The organism is Nocardiopsis dassonvillei subsp. dassonvillei DSM 43111 (assembly GCF_000092985.1).
GTDB classification, from domain to species: domain Bacteria; phylum Actinomycetota; class Actinomycetes; order Streptosporangiales; family Streptosporangiaceae; genus Nocardiopsis; species Nocardiopsis dassonvillei.
Genome location: NC_014210.1, coordinates 5,600,589 through 5,620,009 on the forward strand (window position 1 = coordinate 5,600,589; position 19,421 = coordinate 5,620,009).

At 73.0% G+C, this 19,421-nt stretch carries 19 protein-coding genes; 4 read left to right on the top strand and 15 right to left on the bottom strand.

The window, feature by feature from the left end; all coding sequences use genetic code 11:
* Positions 1–20: 20 nt before the first annotated feature.
* From NDAS_RS23295 to rfbA, 8 genes are all read right to left on the bottom strand, one after another.
* The gene (locus tag NDAS_RS23295) at positions 21–296 is read right to left on the bottom strand and encodes a phosphopantetheine-binding protein (protein WP_013155711.1); all 276 of its coding nucleotides are present in this window, start codon (positions 294–296) and stop codon (positions 21–23) included.
* Entirely contained in the window at positions 293–1,780 is a 1,488-nt protein-coding gene (locus NDAS_RS23300; protein WP_013155712.1) for an amino acid adenylation domain-containing protein, read from the bottom strand. The genes NDAS_RS23295 and NDAS_RS23300 overlap by 4 nt, the downstream gene beginning before the upstream one ends.
* A complete protein-coding gene (locus NDAS_RS23305) occupies positions 1,777–2,922 on the bottom strand; it encodes an acyl-CoA dehydrogenase family protein (protein WP_013155713.1) in 1,146 nt (381 codons plus the stop codon). The genes NDAS_RS23300 and NDAS_RS23305 overlap by 4 nt, the downstream gene beginning before the upstream one ends.
* 15 nt (positions 2,923–2,937) lie before the next feature.
* Complete coding sequence (locus NDAS_RS23310; protein WP_013155714.1) at positions 2,938–3,978, bottom strand: ketoacyl-ACP synthase III family protein; 1,041 nt, start codon at positions 3,976–3,978, stop codon at positions 2,938–2,940.
* Between the two features lie 134 nt (positions 3,979–4,112).
* Entirely contained in the window at positions 4,113–5,612 is a 1,500-nt protein-coding gene (locus NDAS_RS23315) for an aromatic amino acid ammonia-lyase (RefSeq protein WP_013155715.1), read from the bottom strand.
* Positions 5,609–6,721 (bottom strand): AMP-binding protein, encoded by a 1,113-nt coding sequence (locus NDAS_RS23320; RefSeq protein ID WP_013155716.1) that lies wholly within the window; start codon positions 6,719–6,721, stop codon positions 5,609–5,611. Before NDAS_RS23320 ends, NDAS_RS23315 begins: the two co-directional genes overlap by 4 nt.
* Positions 6,722–6,834: 113 nt before the next feature.
* The gene (gene rfbB / locus NDAS_RS23325; protein ID WP_013155717.1) at positions 6,835–7,827 is read right to left on the bottom strand and encodes a dTDP-glucose 4,6-dehydratase; all 993 of its coding nucleotides are present in this window, start codon (positions 7,825–7,827) and stop codon (positions 6,835–6,837) included.
* Positions 7,824–8,720, bottom strand: coding sequence for a glucose-1-phosphate thymidylyltransferase RfbA (gene rfbA, locus NDAS_RS23330; RefSeq protein WP_013155718.1), 897 nt, complete (start codon positions 8,718–8,720; stop codon positions 7,824–7,826). The genes rfbB and rfbA overlap by 4 nt, the downstream gene beginning before the upstream one ends.
* A gap of 334 nt (positions 8,721–9,054) precedes the next feature.
* Here rfbA and NDAS_RS23335 point away from each other — a divergent pair, with 334 nt between their 5' ends.
* Entirely contained in the window at positions 9,055–10,263 is a 1,209-nt protein-coding gene (locus tag NDAS_RS23335) for a nucleotide disphospho-sugar-binding domain-containing protein (RefSeq protein WP_049800332.1), read from the top strand.
* Between the two features lie 22 nt (positions 10,264–10,285).
* Here NDAS_RS23335 and NDAS_RS23340 read toward each other — a convergent pair whose 3' ends face one another.
* Together NDAS_RS23340 and NDAS_RS23345 are read right to left on the bottom strand one after the other, a co-directional pair.
* Positions 10,286–11,536 carry an activator-dependent family glycosyltransferase gene (locus tag NDAS_RS23340; protein ID WP_013155720.1) on the bottom strand — a complete coding sequence of 417 codons (1,251 nt, stop codon included), beginning with the start codon at positions 11,534–11,536 and terminating at the stop codon, positions 10,286–10,288.
* A gap of 43 nt (positions 11,537–11,579) precedes the next feature.
* Complete coding sequence (locus NDAS_RS23345) at positions 11,580–12,116, bottom strand: N-acetyltransferase (RefSeq protein WP_232051606.1); 537 nt, start codon at positions 12,114–12,116, stop codon at positions 11,580–11,582.
* 384 nt (positions 12,117–12,500) lie between these two features.
* On the opposite strand from NDAS_RS23345, the gene NDAS_RS23350 reads away from it, so the two are divergent.
* The 3 genes from NDAS_RS23350 (at position 12,501) to NDAS_RS23360 (ending at position 16,471) form a co-directional block, all read left to right on the top strand.
* Complete coding sequence (locus tag NDAS_RS23350) at positions 12,501–13,082, top strand: GNAT family N-acetyltransferase (RefSeq protein ID WP_013155723.1); 582 nt, start codon at positions 12,501–12,503, stop codon at positions 13,080–13,082.
* Positions 13,083–13,144: 62 nt separating this feature from the next.
* Entirely contained in the window at positions 13,145–15,664 is a 2,520-nt protein-coding gene (gene lanKC / locus NDAS_RS23355; RefSeq protein ID WP_013155724.1) for a class III lanthionine synthetase LanKC, read from the top strand.
* Positions 15,665–15,745: 81 nt separating this feature from the next.
* Positions 15,746–16,471, top strand: coding sequence for a class I SAM-dependent DNA methyltransferase (locus NDAS_RS23360; protein WP_013155725.1), 726 nt, complete (start codon positions 15,746–15,748; stop codon positions 16,469–16,471).
* A gap of 6 nt (positions 16,472–16,477) precedes the next feature.
* Here the strand turns inward: NDAS_RS23360 and NDAS_RS23365 are convergent, their stop codons facing one another.
* The 5 genes from NDAS_RS23365 to NDAS_RS28410 form a co-directional block, all read right to left on the bottom strand.
* A complete protein-coding gene (locus NDAS_RS23365) occupies positions 16,478–17,242 on the bottom strand; it encodes a DUF4429 domain-containing protein (protein WP_013155726.1) in 765 nt (254 codons plus the stop codon).
* A 22-nt stretch (positions 17,243–17,264) separates the two neighbouring features.
* Complete coding sequence (locus NDAS_RS23370) at positions 17,265–18,269, bottom strand: daunorubicin resistance protein DrrA family ABC transporter ATP-binding protein (RefSeq protein ID WP_013155727.1); 1,005 nt, start codon at positions 18,267–18,269, stop codon at positions 17,265–17,267.
* Positions 18,270–18,342: 73 nt separating this feature from the next.
* Positions 18,343–18,900: a GNAT family protein gene (locus tag NDAS_RS23375; RefSeq protein ID WP_013155728.1), complete on the bottom strand. Its 558-nt coding sequence runs from the start codon at positions 18,898–18,900 to the stop codon at positions 18,343–18,345.
* Between the two features lie 98 nt (positions 18,901–18,998).
* Positions 18,999–19,121, bottom strand: a complete 123-nt coding sequence (locus tag NDAS_RS28405; RefSeq protein WP_013155729.1) for a hypothetical protein — start codon at positions 19,119–19,121, stop codon at positions 18,999–19,001.
* A 160-nt stretch (positions 19,122–19,281) separates the two neighbouring features.
* Entirely contained in the window at positions 19,282–19,404 is a 123-nt protein-coding gene (locus tag NDAS_RS28410; protein ID WP_013155730.1) for a hypothetical protein, read from the bottom strand.
* Positions 19,405–19,421: the final 17 nt, after the last annotated feature.

Sequence of the window (19,421 nt, forward strand, 5' to 3'; positions counted from 1 at the left end):
CCCCGGGGGGCCGTGGCCGCTCAGGCCTCCCCGGCCCTCCCGGCGCACAGCATCGCCGCGATGCTGCGGACGTCGGTGAACGCGCGGGGGTCGATCCTCTCGGCCCGGATCCGCACGCCCAGGCCGGTGTGGATGTGGTTCATCAGGACGGCGGTGTTGAGGGAGGTGAGCACACCCCACTCCCGCAGCGGTGAGTCCTCGGTCAGCTCGCCGTGGGGGTCGCCGTCCAGGAACCGGTCGCGGACGAAGAGCAGGAGGAGTTCCCGCACCTCCTGCTCGCTGGCGTCCTTCGTCACGTGTTCTCCCTCCGCTCCGGAGCACGCGCCCACCGGGCGAGCTCCAGTCTGTCGGTCTTGCCGTTGGGTGTGCGCGGCAGCGCCTCGGTGAAGCGCACCGCGTCCGGGATCATGTAGGCGGGCAGGTGCCGCGAGGCGTGGCGCTTGAGCCCCAGCACTCCCAGCCGGGCGCCCCTCCTCAGGACGGCGAACGCCGTGATGGCCGCCGTGACCCCGCTCCCGGTCACCACGACGGCCGCCTCCTCGACGTCCGGGCTGCGCTCCAGCGCCGCCTCCACCGCCCCCGGCTCGACGCGGTACCCGCGGACCTTGGCCATGTGGTCGCGGCGCCCCAGGAACTCGAACACGCCGTCCTCGCGCACGCGTGCCAGGTCGCCCGTGGCGTAGGGGCCCTCCACGGGCGGCGCCCCCCAGTAGCCGAGCATCACCGTGGGACCGTCCACCACCAGTTCTCCGGCCTCGCCCGGAGCCGCGGGTCCGCCCGTGTCCGCGCGCACCCAGACGCGGTTGCCCGCGGTGGCCCGGCCGATGGGCAGCGGCCTCCCGTCCTCCAGGTCGGCGGGCACCACCTCGTGGAAGGTGCACGCGTTGGTCTCGGTGGGTCCGTACAGGTTGAGCAGCCGTGCGGGGCTCCACTCCGCCAGGCGCCGGGCGTACTCCGGAGGGAGCGCCTCCCCGGCGAAGAGCACGGCGCGCAGGGCCGGAGGCGGGGGCCGGTCGGCGAGCCCGCCGTCGCGGATCATCAGCACCAGCGCCGAGGGCACGGAGTACCAGACGGTCACGCCCTCGCTGTGGACGAGGTCCACGAGCAGGTCGGGCGCGAAGGAGTACCCCTCGGGGATCAGCGTGACCGACGCCCCCGCGCTGAAGGCGGTGTACAGGTCCAGGACCGACAGGTCGAAGGTGAGCGAGGCGTGGTTGGCGAAGCGGTCCCCCGGCCCCGCGTCCAGCTCCCCGCGGGCCCACTCCACGAAGGCCAGGGCGCCCGCGTGGCTCACCGTCACACCCTTGGGCCTGCCGGTGGACCCCGAGGTGTAGAGCACGTAGGCGGGCGCGTCCGCGGGCGCGGTGCAGGCGGGGACCGGCCCGCTCCGCGCCGGAGGGGCGTCGATGTCGAGGAACGCCGTGTCCGCGCCGAGGCGTCCGCGCAACCGCTCCAGGTCCGCGGCGGCGGCGCAGACCACACGCGGTCGGCAGTCCCCGGCGATCCGTAGGACGTGGTCCGGCGGCATGGCGCCGCTGGCCGGAACATGGACGGCCCCCGTCCGGAGCACCGCCTGGGACGCGGCGACGGCGCGCAGGCCCTTCTCCGCCCAGACCAGGACGCGCTCGCCGGGGCCCGCGCCCAGCGCCGCCAGGTCGGCGGCCATGGCGTCGGCCTCCGCGTCCAGCTCCGCGTAGGTCAGCTCCCGGCCCCCGCAGCGCAGCGCGGTGCGCTCGGGCGCCTCGCGCGCGGACCGGCGGACCAGGTCCTGGAGGTTCACAGGCCCTCCCCCCGGGCGATGATCTCGCGCTGGATCTCGCTCGTGCCCGAGACGAGGGTGCCGGGCAGGGCGTCGCGCAGCCGCTGCTCCATCCCCGTGCCGACGAGGTAGCCGGAGGAGCCGAAGAGCTGCACGGCGTCGAGCCCGTTGGCCACGGCCGCCTCGGTGACCGCGACCTTGGCCAGGGAGACGGCGGTGTCGGCCTCCGGCCTGGCCCGGTCGAGCAGCCAGCAGGCGCGGTAGAGCAGGAGGCGGGCGCCCTCCAGCCTCTGGCGCATCGCGGCCACCCGGTGCGAGACCGCCTGGAACTCGCTGATCGGCCGCCCGAACTGCCTGCGGCCGCGCACGTGCGCCGCGACCCTGCCCATCTGGTCCTCCATGGCGCCCAGGTAGATCGCCGGGAGGCAGGCCCGCTCCCAGGCCATGGAGAACTGGAAGACCGCGTTCCCCTGCCCCTCGGCGCCCAGCCTGAGCGAGGCGGGCACGCGGCAGCCGGAGAAGGTCACCGGCGCCGCCGCGCAGGCGTGCAGTCCCGCCTTGCGCAGTGTCGGGCCGACGGTGACCCCGGCCGTGCCGCGCGGCACGGCGAACGCGGTGACGCCGAAGAAGCCCGCCGACGGGTCGGTGACCGCGTAGGCGACCAGGACGTCGGCCTCGGCCGCGTTGCTCACGAAGGACTTGGTCCCGTCGAGCACGTAGCCCCCGTCCTCCGGCCGGGCCGTGGTCGCCATGGCGTTGACGTCGGAGCCCGCGCCCTCCTCGGTCGCGGCGTTGCCCGCGACCAGTTCCCCGCCGGCCATGCCCCGGAGCAGGTCGGTGACCTCCGGGCCGCGGCCGAACTCGCTCATGGGGACGCCGCAGGCCAGCAGGTGGGCGGCCACCGCGAAGGGCAGACCGGCGTCGGGGCAGGCCGAACCGAGGGCTTCCAGGGCGAGGGCGGTGTCGAGCGCGCCGAGCCCGCCGCCGCCCACGGAGGCGGGCAGGCACGCACCGGTCAGTCCGGCCTCGGCCGCGGTCCGCCACTCCTCGCGGGTCAGCGGCTGGTCGTGTTCGCGGGGCGGGGCCCCGCCGAGGCGGTCCCGGACGAGCGCGGCGACGCGCTCACCCCTCTCCCGCTGCTCGGGGGTCGGGTCGAAGTCCACGGTGTCCCTTCCGTCTCAGGAGCCGGACGGGGGTTCGGCGATCCTCACCACGGCGCAGGAGACCGTCATCCCCGATCCGAGTCCGCCCAGGATGACGTGGTCCCCCGGCCCGACCTCGCCCTCGTCCATGAGGTGGCGCAGGCCGATGAAGGGGTCGGCCGCGCCGATGTGCCCGATGGTGCGGCCGTGTTCCCACGTGGAGCGCTCCATCGGCAGGCCGAGGACCTCCATCCAGCGGTGCTCCACCGCCTCGGGGCCCAGGTTGCCGAAGGCCGCCCGGGAGATGTCCCCGAAACCCACCCCGGCCTCGGCCAGGGTCCGGCCCACCAGCAGCATCATCTTCTTCTGGAGGGTGAACCAGGCGATGTTCACCTCCGGGTCCCGCTCGCCCTGCCGGGCGTGGTCACGGGCCCTGGCCCGGAAGTCGAGGAGCGAGCCGGTGGTCGCCGCGGGCGGGAAGTCCGGCTCACCCGAGCGGTGGTGCTGCTCCAGCTCGGGGACGACCATCGACCCCACCGCGAGCACCCGCGCGGGTCCGGGGCGCCGGCCGAGGAGGACGGAGCAGGCGCCGTCGCCCAGTACGAAGGCGCCCGACCGCCACCGGTCGACGCCCGGGGTGCCGAAGTTGTCCGCGGCGACGAGGAGCGCCGTCGCGTCCTCGGGCGCCTCCCTCAGGTGGGGGACGCACAGCTCCATGGCGGTGAACAGGGCGTTGCACCCCTGGCGCACCTCGGCGGCGATGACGTCGCCGCGGACCAGGTGGTGCTGGAGGTGGTACTGGGGGAACCAGCCGTCCGGGCCCTGGTGCCAGGTGTCGGCGTACAGCAGGACACGCACGTCGTCCGGGCTGGCCCCGGCCCGCTCGAAGGCCTCGCGGGCGCTGCGCAGCGCCATCTCCGGCGCGGGCAGGTCGTCGGCCACGGCGGCGCCGACCATGTCGTGCACGGCGGCCTCCTCCGCCGTCGTGAGGCCCCGTTCGACCGCGGACCGCACGCTCACCCGGGTCTCGGGCAGGTACACGCCGAGGCCGCGGATCCATAGTTCTGGCGTCTTCAAGGGGAACCCTTCCTGTCCGGTCGCGGCGGGCGGCCGGGGCCCGCCCGGATGCGCGCCCGGTCGGCGGCGCGCCCCCGGACCGGGGCGCGGGACGAAGGTAGCGAAGGGCCGGAGCGCGCCCGCCCCGGCCGCCGTCACAGCTCAGGCAGGGGCCACCGGTCGGCTCTGCGGGCGGCCTCCTCGGCCAGGGCGTCGCGCACGGCCCGCACCTCGGCGGCCAGGGGGCGGTCGCGGTCCAGCGGCGGGCTGAGCTCGGCGATCCGGGCCCACGGCCCCGCCTCCTCGGACCGGCCCGAGAGCGCGGCGAGCTGCGCCAGGCCCACGCCGAGCGAACCGACGACGAGCCAGGCCAGCTCGATCGCCTGGGCCACGGAGTTGGCGCCGTTCAGCGCCATCGGCACGTGGTCCTGGTTGCCGTTGTTGCAGGGCAGGGCGGTGAGGCTGGCGGGCGTCACGAGCTGGCGGATGCGCGAGACGAACGAGGTGGCGCTCACCTGGACCCCGGCCAGACCGCTGCCCGCGCCGGGCCGGGGGGTGAGCATGGGGGGCAGGCCCCCGTTGGTCTCCGAGGCGCAGAGCAGGGAGAGCTGCCGGTCGGCCAGGTAGGCGACCTGCTGGAGGGCCAGGCCGATCTGGTCCGAGCACAACCCCACCGGCATCGCGTGGAAGTTGCCCCCGTGCAGGACCTCGTCACCGTGGCTGACCGGGTTGTCGGTGGTCCCGACCGCCTCGCGCAGCAGGATGCGCGAGGCGGCGGAGAGCTGGTCCAGGACCGCGCCCAGCACCTGCGGCGCGCACCGCAGGCTGTAGGGCTCCTGGAGGGGTCGCGAGGGCGCGCGCTCGGCTCCGGCGGGCAGGTCGGACCTGATCCAGGCCGCGACCGCGGTCTGGCCCGCCTGTCCCCGGGCCTCGGCGACACCGTGCGCGTACGCCTGGGGGTTGGCCCCCAGCAGGTCCGCCATCCGCGCCGTCATCATCGCCGAGGCGCGCACGACGTCCTCGACCTGCTGGTGGTTGTGCAGGGTCACCGCGAGGCTGACCCCGCTGCCGTTGACGAAGGAGAGGGCCTCGCGGGCGCTCCAGCGCACGGGGGCGGCGCCCAGTCGGGCGAGGGCCTCGTCGGCGGGCACGCGGGACCACCGGCCGGGGCCGTCGGACACCCACGCCTCCCCCTGCCCGGCGAAGGCCAGGGCGGCGCTGGCCAGGGGCTGGAGGTCGCCGCTCGCGCTGACGGTGCCCTCCCGCGGGATGACGGGTGTGAAGCCCCGGTTCCACAGGCCGACGAGCTCCTGCCAGAAGTCGACCGAGACCGCCGAGTAGCCCCGGCGCATGCTGGTGAGGCGCAGCGCGACCACGAGCCTGCTGACCTCGGGCGGGAGCGGCTCGCCCTGGGCACTGCCGAGGTGGGAGATGAGCCCCTCCCCCTGCTCGCCCGCGGACTCCGCCGCGGGGAAGGCCACGAGCGGGCCGAAGCCGCGCGTGACGCCGTAGACGTCGGCGCCCTCGGCCAGGTGCTTGGCCATGGTCGTGGCGCTGGCGCGCATGCGCGAGAGGTCCTCCTCGGTCCATCCGATGCGCGCGTCCGGTTCGGCCTGGCGGAGGACCTCGGCCAGGCTGCTCGGCGTAGGCGTCAACTGTCCACTCCTTCGGGGCGGGCGCGCGTCGGCTGCACGCGCCGTAGTTTGCCTGTCTCGGAGCGGTCGATCCGCTCCACCGCGCACACCCTCCGGGGGCGGTACGCGATCTGGTCCAGGGCCCGCGCCATCTCGTCGGCGCCCGGGACGCCGTTCTCCCCCGGTACGACCAGCAGGTCGAAGTGCTCCCCCGTCAGGGGGTCGCGCACCGGGACGCAGGCGAGGTCCTCGCATTCCAGGGCGCCGGCCAGGGTCTCCTCCATGGCGTCCAGGTCCAGGCGGCGGCCGTTGACGTTGACCAGCCGGGTCCTGCGCCCGGCGAAACCGAAACCGCGCTCCCCCACGCGGACCACGTGGTCGTCCATGCGGCACTCGGGGCCCGCCGTCCCGTCCTGGGGGCGGGCCAGACGGGGGCTGCGCACCACCAGGGGCGCCTCCGCCGCCGGGGCGGCGGGCCCGCCGCCGAACTCGACGTCGGGGAAGAGGCGCCACGGCGGGTCGTTGGGACCCCACACCCGGTGGGCGACGCCGCCGGTCTCCGTGGACCCGAAGATCTCCACCAGGCTCGCCCGGTCCCCCAGACCGGCCATCAGGTCCACCGCGCTCTGCGGCAGGACCGCCGTGCTGTGCACGAAGGCCAGGTGCTCGGCGGAGGCGAGCCACTCCCGGCGCTGCCGCAGGATGCGGAAGGTCCAGGGGATGGCCATCACCGCCCAGCGGCGGCCGTCCACCGGCGGGAGCGGCGCGAACTGGGAGACGTACCAGACCGGCACGCCCAGGTAGGCGGGCACCAGCACGCTGGCGAGCATGCCGTAGACGTGCCGGGGCGGGGCGAAGGACAGGACCGCCTCCGGGCGGTGGCCGACCACCAGGTCGGCGAGCAGACGGGCCTCGTCCATGAGCTGCTCACGGGTGCGGAACCAGGACCGCGGCCGCCCCGTGCTCCCCGAGGTGAAGAACTCCGTCTCGGGCGGGAGGAGTTCGGCGAACAACCGGTCGACCGGTTCGTCCGCCTCGTCCCAGCGCACCGTCCACGGGCGCTCGGTGAGTTCGGGGGCCCTGGGCAGCTTCGCCATGAGGTCGCCGGGGGTCAGCTCGTCAACCGCCACGTGAGTCCTGATCCGATCGTGGTCGTGTCCCGGACCGGTCCGGGAGCTGTGCGGATGGGGCGCGCCCGCGGGTCGGTGTCCCGCCGGCGGGACGCGGCCCGGGGCGGAGCCCGTCAGTCGTCCTGCTGGGGGAGGCGCTTCTTCAGCGGCTCCCACCACGCGCGGTTCTCCGTGTACCAGGCGACGGTGCGGGCCAGCCCCTCCTCGAAGGAGACGGAGGGGCGGTACCCGAGCCTGGTCTCGGCCTTGGAGCCGTCCACGGAGTAGCGGCGGTCGTGGCCCTTGCGGTCGGCCACGAAGCGGATCATCGAGCCGTCGTGGCCGAGCAGTTCCAGGAGCGCCTCGGTGACCTCCAGGTTCCGCTTCCCGACCGAGCCGCCGATGTTGTAGACCTCGCCGGGCTCGCCGTGCTCGGCCGCCAGGGCGAGGGCGTCGCAGTGGTCGTCCACGTGGACCCACTCCCTGACGTTGCCGCCGTCCCCGTAGAGGGGGACCGGGACGCCGTCCAGGAGGTTCGTCACGAAAAGGGGGATCATCTTCTCGGGGAACTGGAAGGGCCCGTAGTTGTTGGCGCAGCGGGTCACGCAGACGCGCATCCCGTAGGTCCGGTGGAAGGACCGCGCCAGCAGGTCCGAGGCGCTCTTGGAGGCCGAGTAGGGGGAGTTCGGCTCCAGGGGGTCGGTCTCGACCCAGGACCCCGTGCTGAGGGTTCCGTAGACCTCGTCGGTGGAGACGAGGACGAAGTTCTCCACGCCCTCGTTGAGCGCGCTGTCCAGCAGGTGGAACGTGCCCACGACGTTGGTGCGCACGAAGCACCCCGCGTCGGAGATGGAGCGGTCGACGTGGGTCTCGGCGGCGCAGTGGACCACGGTCGAGACCCCGCGCATGAGGCCGCGGACGAGCTGCTCGTCGCAGACGTCCCCCTGGACGAACGTCATCCGGGGGTGGTCGGCCACGGAGGCGAGGCTCTCCGTGGTGCCCGCGTAGGTCAGTTTGTCCAGGACCACGACCTCGGCGTCCGCGAAGCGCGGATAAACGCCTGCGAGCACGCGCCTGACGAAGTTCGAACCGATGAATCCGGCTCCACCGGTGACCAGGATCTTCATACGCCCGCACCCTGCCATACCCCGGCCGCCCGGCGGGCGGCCTCCATGACGTACTCGCCGTAAGGCGAATTCTGCATTTCCTCCCCAAGGCGATAGCACTCATCGGCCCCGATGAAGCCCATGCGCAATGCGATCTCCTCAAGACAGGCGACTCGGACTCCGGATTCCCGGGCCATGGTGGACACGTACCGGCCCCCCTCCAGCAGGGATTCCTCCGTGCCGAGGTCGAGCCACGTTATCTCGTTCCCCATGGTCACGAGTTCGGCTCTGCCCATTTCCAGATAGGCGCGGTTGACATCGGTGATCTCGAGTTCTCCGCGCCCGGACGGCTCGATCCGCTCAGCGATGTCTACCACGTCCTGGTCATAGAAATAAAGCCCGGTCACCGCGTAGTCCGACTCCGGCTCGGAGGGCTTCTCCACCAGGGAGACGAACCTGCCCTTTTCGCCGAAGCCCGCCACGGCGTAATGCCGGGGGTCGCTCACCTTGCACCCGAACAGCGTGCAGCCGGAAGTGGAGGCTGCGGCCCTGCCGAGGAGGTCCGGAAACCCTTCGCCGTGAAATATGTTGTCGCCCAGGACTAGGGCGCTACGGGTTCCGCGAATGTGGTCCCGCCCGATGAGGAGCGCCTCGGCTATACCCCTGGGCTCTTTCTGGACCGCGTATTCGATCTCTATTCCCAGATGGCCGCCGTCACCCAGGGCCTGCTGGATGAGGGGGAGGCTCTCTGCGTTCGATATCACCATGATCTCCCGGATTCCGGCCATCATGAGCACGGAAACCGGATAGTAGAACATCGGCTTGTCATAAACCGGGAAAAGGTGCTTGGAGACGCTTCGCGTGGTGGGGAATAGGCGGCTCCCAGTACCGCCTGCCAGCACAATGCCTTTCATGGTGACTCCCAACGGTGGCCGAACATCGATATTGCTGGGCAAGCACACCACGGATGCGACGTGGTGCTTTGGTCAGCGGCCTGGACCCGGCACTCGGTGCTAGGCTCTCCGAACCTCTCCCGAAGGAATCCTCACAACAGTACCGTCACGCTGCCTCGGGAGAGGAGAACAGTCCGGAGTGCAGCACCCGCAATGAACATGGCGCGGGCCGGACTTGTCAAGGATCGGTGTCGGCTTTCACTCCTCGGAACATCGGGTCATCGAAATCTCGGAAGTGGGGAACACGTTGCGAATCGTCGTCGCGGCTTACGCGGACAAAGCTTATTTCTTTAGCATGGTGCCGACGGCGTGGGCACTGCGCGCCGCCGGGCACGAGGTCCGGATCGTCACCCAGCCCTCCATGACCGAGGCCGCGGCGGAGACGGGCCTGACCGTGGTCCCGGTCGGCGGCGACCACACCCTGGCCGAGGTGCTGGCCCACGCCCGCGATCAGCAGGGCGAGTCGATCTTCGACCTGGCCGAGGAGCGGCCGGAGATGCTGGTGCCGGAGAAACTGCACCACGCCTACGAGGAGTACGTCACCTGGTGGTGGAAGCTCGTCAACGAGCCGATGGAGCGGGACCTGGTCGCCTTCTGCCGCGAGTGGCGCCCCGACCTCGTGCTGTGGGAGCCCAACACCTACTCCGCGGCGATCGCCGCGGAGGCGTGCGGCGCCGCGCACGGGCGGTTCCTGTGGAGCGTGGACCTCTTCTCGCGCATGCGGCGCCTGTACCTGGGGGCCGCCGACGCCACCCCCGGACCCGACCCGCTCAGGAGCTGGCTGGAGGAGAGCGCGGACCGGCACGGGGTGGCGTTCTCCGAGGACCTCGTACTCGGCCAGTTCTCCGTCCACCAGATCCCGGAGGCGCTGCGGCCGCGCGAACTGGAGAAGACGGGCACCCACCTGAGCGTGCGCCCGGTTCCCTACGCCGGAAGCGCCGTTCTGCCCTCCTGGGCACGGGCCGGGTCCGAGCGGCGGCGCGTCCTGGTGGACTGGGGGTCCTGGAGCAGGACGGCCGAGGGCGCCGCCGCCCTGGTGGACGTCATCGACGCCTGCGCCGAGATCGGCGCCGAGGCCGTCGTCCTCTCCCCCGCCTCCCGCAGGGACTCCCTGCCCGCCCTGCCCGAGGACGTGGTGGTGACCGACTCGGGGGCGGCCCACATGCTCATGGGCTCCGGCTCGCTGATCGTCCACGGCGGCGGCTTCGACGTGTGCTGCAACGCCGTGGTCGAGGGACTGCCGCAGCTGGTCGTGCTCAACACCGAGCAGTTCGACGCCGCTCCGCTCTCGCGGGCGCTCCGGGAGCGCGGGGCCGCGCGCGTACTGGCGGTGGAGGAGGTCCTCACCCGGGGCGTGGACGACCTCCTCACGGAGCTCCTGGACAGCGGGGAGGTACGCGCGGCGGCCGGGCTGGTGCGCGACGAGGCCCTGGCCGTGCCCGCCCCGGACCAGGTGGTGCCGGAGCTGGAGCGCATCGCGGCGGCCCGTGGCGGCGGCGTCTGAGTGCTCCTCCCGCGGTCCGTGTTCAGGTGCGGGTGAGGCCGGCGAGGGTGTGGGCGAGGTCGGCGGGGGTGGGCATGGCGTCCATGCGTGCGCGCAGGGCGCGGGCGGCGCTTGTGTGGCGGGGGTCCTCCAGGAGGGTGCGCACGCCTGCGGCGACGGTGGCGGCGTCCAGGCGGTCGGGGTCCACGACCCTGCCCGCCCCGGCCTCCTCCACCAGCCCCGCGAGGACCGGGATGTCGAACATCCGGGCGTTGGGTGACAGGAGTTGGGGGACTCCGTGGGCGAGGCCGGTCAGGACGGTGCCGGGGCCGCCGTGGGTGACCATGGCGGCGCAGGTGGGGGCCAGGGCGTGCAGGGGCACGTACTCGACCAGGCGGGCGTTGCCGGGGACGGCGCCGAGCTTGGCCTGCTCACTGGCGGGCAGGGTGGCCACCACCTCCACGTCCAGCTCGGCCAGACCCTCCAGGAGGGTCGCGACGTCGACCGTGTAGCCGCCCAGGCGCAACGCCGCCGTCGTGCCGAGGCTGAGTCCGATCCGGGGGCGGTCGGGTTGTGTACGCAGCCAGTGGGGGACGACGGCGCGTCCGTTGTAGGGCACGTAGCGCACCGGCAGGTACTCCAGGTGCGCGGGCGTGTCCACCCTGAGCGGGGAGGGCACCTGCTCGACGGTGGCCTGGCCGTGGACCAGGGTCTCGGAGAAGTCCACGCCGTACCGGGCCGCCCTGGTCCCCAGCCACGCGGCCAGGGGGTCCTCCCGCTGTGAGGCGGGCTGCTCGCCCATCCGCGCCAGGAAGGTCCGGCGGACCCTGCTGAACAGGTCCACGCTCCACAGGTGGCGCACGTGTGCGGCACCGCACGCCTGGGCCGCCACGGGGGCGGCGTAGGTGGACGGCTCCCACACGACCAGGTGGGGGCGCCACTCGCGGCAGAGGGCGACCAGGTCGTCGAACATGGGGTCGTTGACCGTCCGCCACCACCAGGTGACCACCCCGCGGTAGCCCTGGAGGAGGTGGTCCCAGGTCAGGACCTCGTCGCGGTCCTCGGCCATGTCGAAGTCCAGGTGCCGGTCCGCCCGGCCGTCCCGGCTGATCCTGGCGAAGTGGTGGTCGCGGCCCACGGCGGTGAAGGGCAGCCCCGCCCCCGCCGCGACGGACTCCAGATGGGGCTGGCTGGCCACCCGGACCTCGTGGCCCGCGGCGCGCAGCGCCCACGCCAGGGGCACCAGCCCCAGGAAGTGGGTCCGCTCCGCCTGCGTCGCGAACAGCACCCTCATCCCGGCGCTCCCCGCCGGAGGGGACCCGTCCTCGGGGCCGCGCTCACGCCGCCCTCCCGGCCGCCGCGTCCCGGACGTAACCGGCCCCGTCCGCGTCCCACGCCTCCCGGTAGACGGCGAAGATCCGCGCCGAGCGCAGCCGTTCGCCGTCGAGCACGTACTCGGAGAGCGTCCCCTCCCGGTGCACCTCGACGCCGCTCGCCCGCAGGGCGGGCAGCCCGCTGTCGACCACCCAGAAGTAGACCTTCCGGATGTTCCACATCGCGAAGGCGTAGTTCACGGCGAGGGCGTGGGCGTGGGCCACGCCCTCTGAGCCCAGTACCTCCGGGTCCGCGGCCACGGAGCACTTGACATAGCGCCCCAGCGGATTGAGGGAGTGGAGGGAGGCGTAGCCCCCGACCCTTCCCGACCCCGGTTCCTCCACGAGGAACTGCGCGGCCACGCCCTCGAACTCCTTGGGCCACAGGGACGCGAAGACGTCCCTGCTGGGAAGGCCCCCCAGCCCGTGCCGCGAGAGCTCGTCGTGGACCGCCTCCCCCGACCTCTCCGCCGTGGAGGCGAACCTGACGGCGCGCGTCACGATATGCGGAAACACGATCTCCTGCACCACATCTCCCGTCGCCCCGAACGGGGCAGAGAAAAGCGCTGTGAAGAATGGATTTCTCCACAGCGCATCAGAGGAATCAGCTGCAACCGACGTAGCTGAGACCGCTGTTCAGCAGAACGGCTTCATCGAGGACGGTGTCCATCTCCTGAAGGGACAGAACGTCAGAGAGAACCATGGCTGGCCTCCTTTCCTTCGCGTGGGCCGACACTGGCGGGACAGAACCTAGGACAATTCCTCCGGCTCGACAAGAAGGCGGACCGGACCGGGGCCCCGGACGCGGCGGCTGTCCCGCCGGCGGGACGCCGCGCGGCGGGAGGGGGGATCCGCGCCTCGGCGCGGACACTAGGGTGTGGCGCCATGCTCACACTGCACCTGGAGACCCCGCGTATCAGGTTCGGTCCCATCGCCCCGGAGAAGGTCGGAGAACTCTACGACCTCCTCGTGGAACTGGGCCTGGAAAGCCTTCCGTCACGAGACGCCTTCATCGAGTCCTACCACTCGGTGGCCAAGCGCTTCGTCGACGTATTCGAGATCCAATTCCGCAGTACGGGCGAGGTCCTCGGTTTCGCGTCGATTCGCGAACACGATCCGGCGGGGCACGTGAAACTGGGCATCTTCATGCGCACGGACCGTCTTCCCGTGGGTGTGGGGGCCGAGTCCATGATGATGCTCGTCAACTACGCCTTCGCCCACTGGGATTACCTGCGGAAGGTATACGTTCTGACGACGGACGCGAGTCTGGGGAAATTCGGTTCGGCGCTCGCCACCACCCCCCGGGAGGCGTCCCTCCCCCGGCACGTCTACTTCCAGGGCCGTTTGTGGGACCTGCACTTCTACTCGGTCTCCCGCGCCGCCTGGACCGCCAAGGGGGCGCCCATCCTCGACCGGATCGCGCGCGGACCGCGTTCGAGACGGTCCGAGGGCCCGGACCGCGGCTGAGCCGCCGCCCGCGAGCCGGACGCAGCACCCGCCACACCGCCCATCCCGGAGGGAAGCCCCCCATGCTCGACCTGGTCGAGATGTACACGCTCGCGGACCCGTTGTTCTTCGAGGAGCCGAGCAGGCTCACGGACGACTCCCCCAACGCCCTCGTGGCCCCGGCGGACCTCTCCGTCACGAGGCTGGACCCGCCCCCGGGTTGGCGGCGCGAGCGCGACGGCCTGTGGCACGTCGTCTCCCCGGAGGCTCCGGACCTGCCCGAGCAGGGATGGAAGATCCACGTCTCGGCGACCGTGGACAACGCGGACGCGGTCTGCCGCGAGGTGTGGGACCACTGCACGGAGCACGGCCTGGTGTTCAAGTACCTGCTGAACAGGAACATCCTGGTCGCGGCCAACACCAAGTACGCCCCCCGGGCCTCCAGCGGCAAGCTGCTCACCGTCTACCCCCGCGACGAGGAGGAGCTGGAACGGACCCTGCACGCGCTCTCCGCGCGCGTGGGAGGGCAGCCGGGCCCCTACGTCCTGAGCGACCTGCGGTGGGATCGGGGGCCCCTGCACGTCAGATACGGCGCCTTCCGCCAGATGTGGTGCCTCGACGAGCACGGTTCCCGGGTCCCGGCGCTGCGCGGCCCCGACGGAGCGCTGGTGCCGGACCGCCGGCTGCCCTCGTTCACCCCGCCTCCCTGGGTGGTGCTCCCCTCCTTCCTCCAGCCGCACCTCGACGCCCGCTCCACCGGGGAGCGCGTGCCCTACCTCATCGACAGGGCCCTGCACTTCTCCAACGGCGGAGGGATCTACCTGGGACGCCGCGAGGAGGACGGGACCCGGGTCGTGCTCAAGGAGGCCCGTCCCCACGCCGGGCTCGACCGCGAGCTGCGCGACGCGGTGTCCCGCCAGACACGGGAGGAGGAGAACCTGCGGCGTCTGGACGGGGTGCCCGGCGTGCCCCGGTTCCTGGACAGCTTCACCCTGGGCGGCCACCGCTTCCTGGTCCAGGAGTACAAGGAGGGCCGGACCCTGGGCTCCTGGTGCGCCGTGCACCACCCCGGCGTCACCGAGGCGTACGCCGACGCGGACTCCCTCGCCGCCTTCACCGGGCGCGCCCTGCGCATCCTGGGCCGGTTGGAGGCCGTCCTCGACGCCGTCCACGACCGCGGCCTGGTCTTCGCGGACCTGCACGCCAACAACGTGCTGGTGGACGAGGACGACGAGGTCTGCCTGATCGACTACGAACTGGCCTTCGACGCGAAGAGGGAGGGGCACCGGGCGCCGCTCGGAGCCCCCGGGTTCGCCAGCGCCGACCGGGTCGGCACCGCGGTCGACCGGTACGCCCTGGCCGCGACCCGCCTGTCGGTCTTCCTGCCCTTCTCCCGGATCACCGCCCTGTCTCCGCACAAGGCCGCGGAGCTGGTGGACGTGCTCCGCGAGCTCTACCCCGTCCCCCGCGAGTGGGCCGACGAGATCGAGCGCGAACTGGTCCCGGAGCGCCCGGAGGAGGCCCCCGGGCGCCCGCCCGTGTCCCTCGGCTCCGTCGCGGCGGGCATCACCGCCTCCGCGACCCCGGAGCGGACCGACCGGCTGTTCCCCGGGGACCTCCAGCAGTTCCTCTCCGGCGGTTACGGCGTGGCCCACGGCGCGGCCGGTGTCCTGTGGGCGCTGGAGCGCGCGGGCGGGGACCGCTTCCCGGAGCACGAGGAGTGGCTGGTCTCCGCCGCGCGGCGGCTGCGCTCCCCCGGCCAGGGCTTCTACGACGGCGTCAGCGGCCTGGCCTACGTCCTGGACCACCTCGGCCACCGCGACGAGGCCGACGACCTGCTGGAGCGCCACGCCGGGGACGAGTGCGGCGGGATCTCCCTCTTCTCCGGCATGGCGGGCGTGTGCGCCGCGCTGGTCCACCTCTCCCGGGGCGGCGCGGGCGACGCGCGCATGACCCGCGCCCTCGCCCTGGGCGGGCGGCTCTCGGAGGCGGTCGCGGAGGCGGAGGCGGCCACGGAGCCCCCGAGGCCCGGACGCGCGGGGCTCATGCGGGGATGGAGCGGCGTGGCCCTGGCCCTGCTGAACCTGTACCGGGCGACGGGGGACGGCCTCTGGCTCGACACCGCGGCGCGGGCCCTGCACCTGGACCTGGACCAGTGCGTCTCGGCCCCGGACGGCACCCTGCTGGTACGCGACCGCGGGGCGCGGGCCCTGCCCAACATCGACGCCGGGGGGCTGGGCGTCGCCCTGGTCGTCAAGGAGTTCCTGGAGCACCGCGAGGACGGGCGCTGCGCCGAGAGCCTCCCCGCGCTGACCCGTTCGTGCCACACCCTGCTGTACGCCCAGGCGGACCTGTTCCACGGCAAGGCGGGCCAGGTGGCGGCGCTGGCCCGGCTGGGCGGAGCGCCCGAGGCGCTGCGCTCCCGGATCGCCGAACTGGAGTGGTACGCCCTGCCCTTCCGGGGGCAGACCGCCTTCCACGGCGGCCGGGTGCCGCGGCTGTCGATGGACCTGGCCACGGGCGGAGCGGGCGTACTCCTCGCCCTGGCCTCCGCCGAGGGGGGCGGCCGGCCGTTCCTCCCCTTCTTCTCCGAGGCCCCCTAGGCCGCGGAACCGGACCGGACGGTCCGCGGCCGGGGCGTCAGGCGCCCCGGGTCCGCCGACCATGGACGAAGGACCGATCGGATGTACGACACCTACTACGCCGCCGTCTACGACGCGGTGATGATCCACCGGGGCAAGGACTACGCCGCCGAGGCCGACCGGATCGGCGAGATCGTCCGGGAGCGGCGGCCCGGCTCCGCCTCGCTGCTGGACGTGGCGTGCGGGACGGGCCTGCACCTGCGCGCGTTCGCGGAGCGCTTCGACGAGGTGGCGGGCCTGGACGGGTCGCGGGAGATGCTGGCGCTGGCCCGGGCGCGCGTCCCGGGCCTGCGGACCTGGTGCTCGGATCTGCGGGAGACGGCGCTGGAGGCGCGTTTCGACGCCATCACCTACCTGTTCGCCGTCCCGCACCTGGAGTCGGAGGCGGAACTGGCCGCCGTGGTCCGGTCCCTCGCGGACCACCTGAACCCGGGAGGGCTCCTCCTCCTGGAACCCTGGATCGGCCCGGACGGTTTCACGCCCGGGTACGTCTCACGGGACGTGGTGGAGGACGGCGACCGCACGATCATGCGCCTGTCCCACTCCGCCTCCGTGCCCGGGCGGCGCGACCGGATGTCGATCGTCGTGCACTACGCCGTGGCCGACCCCGCGGAGGGGCTGCGCCACGCCACCGAGTCGACGGAGATGTCCCTGTTCACCCCGGAGCAGTACGCGGCGGCCTTCGAGGGGGCCGGGTGCGAGGCCGAGCACCTGAGGACCGAACCGTTCGCGCACGGGCTGTGGGTGGCCCGGCGCCGCGACGGCTGATCCGGCTCAGCGCTCCTCCCCCTCCGGCAGCGCGCGCCGGGCGGAGCCCCCGAGTTCCCCCCGCCGCGCCGACGGGTGGGGGAGCCGCGCGGCCACTGCCGTGGCCACCGCGGCCGTGGTCCCGCCCTCGTAGTCGCGGCCCCACTGGCTCCAGTGGACGGAGAAGGGGTCGTACCGGGGCTCGGTGCGGTCGCCGCGGCCGTCCGCCGTCACGAACCTCAGGCTGCCGTCGTGGCCGCCCGCCACGGAGGTCCACCGCACCTCGGCGATGTCCTCCAGCGCGAGCTGCTGGGGGCCCGCCGCGCGTTTGGCCGCCTCCGCCTTCCAGTTGGGCCTGATGTAGACGTGGGTCCCGTCGAAGACGACGGACGCGTCACCCGCTTCGGAACGCACCGGAGCCCCGGGGGCCCCGACCAGGTACCGGTCCGGGGCGCTCTCGGGGGGCAGGGCGGCGAGCTCCTCGGTGACGGTCTCGGCGAAGTACTCGGCCACCAGGACGCGGGAGCGGCCGACCCTGAGCTGGTACGGATCGCCCCTGCGGGCCAACAGGCCCCGGGTGACCTCGGTGAAGGGGTCGGCGCCCGGGCGGAGGTGCACCCGCAGGGTCCCGCCTCCGCGCCGGGGTTCGAGGACGACGCCCGCCAGCGCGGGCAGCGGCAGCGAGACCACGCCCAGGGCACGGCGCAGCTGGTGGGACCTGCGGCCCGGAGTGATCCACACGGCCGCGCCGTCGAAGGACCACGAGCCGTCGCGCGCGCTTACCTCAGCCATGCCGTCATCGTAGGGGGAGAGGTCACCGCCCGGCCCCCTCGACGGAGGGCTCGGCCCCCCGGCCGCGCTCCTCCGCGGGGGTGTTGATGCCCCGGCCGGTGTGGGCGAGGAAGACGTCGTCCAACGAGGGCGACCTGACCTGAACCGACGTGATCTCGGTGTCCGCCTCGGCGAACAGACGGGGGACGAACCGGCGCCCGTCGGCCACCGTGAACCAGACGGTGTCGCCCTCGACCACCGGGGCCGTGTCCAGGATCGACCGGAGCCGCTCGCAGAGCGCCCCGGGGTCGCGCGCGACGATCTCCACGCGGTCCCGCCCGGTCCCCGCCTTGAGTTCGGCGGGGCTGCCGACCGTGACGATCTCACCGCCGTCGATGATGGCGATGCGGCCGCAGTTCTCCGCCTCCTCCAGGTAGTGCGTGGTCATGAGCACGGTGACGCCCTCGCGCTCGTTGAGCTCCCTGACCCGGTCCCAGATGGCCTCCCTGGAGCGGGGGTCGAGCCCGGCGGTCGGCTCGTCCAGGAACAGCAGGCGCGGACCGTGCAGCAGCCCCCTGGCGATCTCCAACCGTCGCCGCATACCGCCGGAGTAGGTTCCCGCGAGCCTCTCCCGGTCCTCCCACAGGCCCACGTCCCGCAGGGCCCGGGAGACCCTCTCGTCGACCTCCCCCGGGGGCACCCCGTAGATCTCCGCGTGGAACCTGAGGTTGTACCAACCCGTCAGGTAGCGGTCGAGGGTCTGCTCCTGGAACACCAGGCCGATGCTGCGGCGCACGTCGGGCCGCTCCCGGACGATGTCGAAACCCGCGATCGAGCCCGTCCCGGAGGTCGGTGTGACCAGGGTCGAGAGCATGCCGATCAGCGTGGACTTGCCCGCTCCGTTGGGCCCGAGGAGGCCGAACAGCTCGCCGGGGGCCACGTCCAGGTCCACCCCCCTGACGGCCTCGACCTCACCGAAGCGCTTGGTCAGTCCGCGCGCGCGGACCATGGCCCGCGGGCCGGAGCCGTTCACCGACGTGTTCTCCAACAGTCCTCCGTACGTAGGGCGCCCCGTGTCGGGCGCGCGGACGCGGGCGCCCCGGCCCCGCGGGCCGGGACCCTCAGGCGGGGTCCGCCCGGCCGACGCGCCCGTCGACGAAACCGGTCCCGGTCCGCTCCCACGCGTCCCGGTAGACCGCGAAGACGCGGGCCGTGCGCAGTGTGCCCCCGACGAGCACGTACTCGGGCAGGGAGCCCTCCAGCCGGACCTCGACCCCGGTGCGGCGCAACGCGGAGGGGTCCTCCTCCAGGGTCCACAGGTAGAGCTTCCTGAGGTTCCACATGGAGAACGCGTAGTTGACGGTGAGCGCGTGGGCGTCGGTGGCGCCCCGCGGTCCCAGGACCGCCTCGTCCGCCGCCAGGGAGCAGCAGCCGTGACGCGCCTGGAAGTTGAACCCGTGCAGGGAGGCGTAGCCCGCGACGCGCCCGGAGCCCGGGACGCGCACGAGGAACTGCGCGCCGACCTGGTCGTACACGCCCGGCCACAGGGCCTCGAACACCTCGCGTCCGGGCACTCCGGCCACGCCGTGCCCGACGAGTTCGTCGTACACCCTGCCACCCCTCCTGGTGTCGGTGGGGTCGAGCACGGCGTCGGCGGAACCGGTGTGGGGGAAGATCATCGGACACGACCTCTCGCGGGCCGGGTCGTACACGCCCGGCCGGACGTCGGGGAGAGCGCCGCGGAGCAGGACGCCTCCGCGGCGCTCCCGTGGGGGGACTAGGCGGGGCGGACGATCACGTCACCGCTGCATCCGACGAGGCTGAGTCCGCTGTTCAGCATGGTGCTCTCGTCGACAGCGATCTCGAAACCCTGCAAATCGAGAACGTCGGAAAGGGGCATGTTCCCTCCTCGGAAGAGAATGGACGGGGGTGCCGGCACGAAAGGAACATAGAAGAACTCGGGACCACCCACAAGAGAGGTTCCCGCGCTCTCCCGAACAGCTCCCGTCCTCCTTTGGTGGGATCATCGGCAGAACCCCTTCCGCATGGCGCGCCAGGCCTCAGGCGGGCCTGACGATGACGTCGCCGCTGCAGCCGACATAGCTCAGACCGCTGTTGAGGAGGGCCTCCGCCTCCAACCGCACGCCCAGGGACTGGAGGGAGAGGACATCGGAAATGATCATGGTTCGGCCTTTCTCGG

What these genes read in the sequence shown, in the direction of transcription:
- rfbB (WP_013155717.1), bottom strand. Translation starts at nt 7,827, where the DNA reads ATGAAGATCCTGGTCACCGGTGGAGCCGGATTCATCGGTTCGAACTTC.
- rfbA (WP_013155718.1), bottom strand. Translation starts at nt 8,720, where the DNA reads ATGAAAGGCATTGTGCTGGCAGGCGGTACTGGGAGCCGCCTATTCCCC.
- NDAS_RS23335 (WP_049800332.1), top strand. Translation starts at nt 9,055, where the DNA reads ATGGTGCCGACGGCGTGGGCACTGCGCGCCGCCGGGCACGAGGTCCGG.
- NDAS_RS23340 (WP_013155720.1), bottom strand. Translation starts at nt 11,536, where the DNA reads ATGAGGGTGCTGTTCGCGACGCAGGCGGAGCGGACCCACTTCCTGGGG.
- NDAS_RS23350 (WP_013155723.1), top strand. Translation starts at nt 12,501, where the DNA reads ATGCTCACACTGCACCTGGAGACCCCGCGTATCAGGTTCGGTCCCATC.
- lanKC (WP_013155724.1), top strand. Translation starts at nt 13,145, where the DNA reads ATGCTCGACCTGGTCGAGATGTACACGCTCGCGGACCCGTTGTTCTTC.
- NDAS_RS23360 (WP_013155725.1), top strand. Translation starts at nt 15,746, where the DNA reads ATGTACGACACCTACTACGCCGCCGTCTACGACGCGGTGATGATCCAC.
- NDAS_RS23365 (WP_013155726.1), bottom strand. Translation starts at nt 17,242, where the DNA reads ATGGCTGAGGTAAGCGCGCGCGACGGCTCGTGGTCCTTCGACGGCGCG.
- NDAS_RS23375 (WP_013155728.1), bottom strand. Translation starts at nt 18,900, where the DNA reads ATGATCTTCCCCCACACCGGTTCCGCCGACGCCGTGCTCGACCCCACC.
- NDAS_RS28405 (WP_013155729.1), bottom strand. Translation starts at nt 19,121, where the DNA reads ATGCCCCTTTCCGACGTTCTCGATTTGCAGGGTTTCGAGATCGCTGTC.
- NDAS_RS28410 (WP_013155730.1), bottom strand. Translation starts at nt 19,404, where the DNA reads ATGATCATTTCCGATGTCCTCTCCCTCCAGTCCCTGGGCGTGCGGTTG.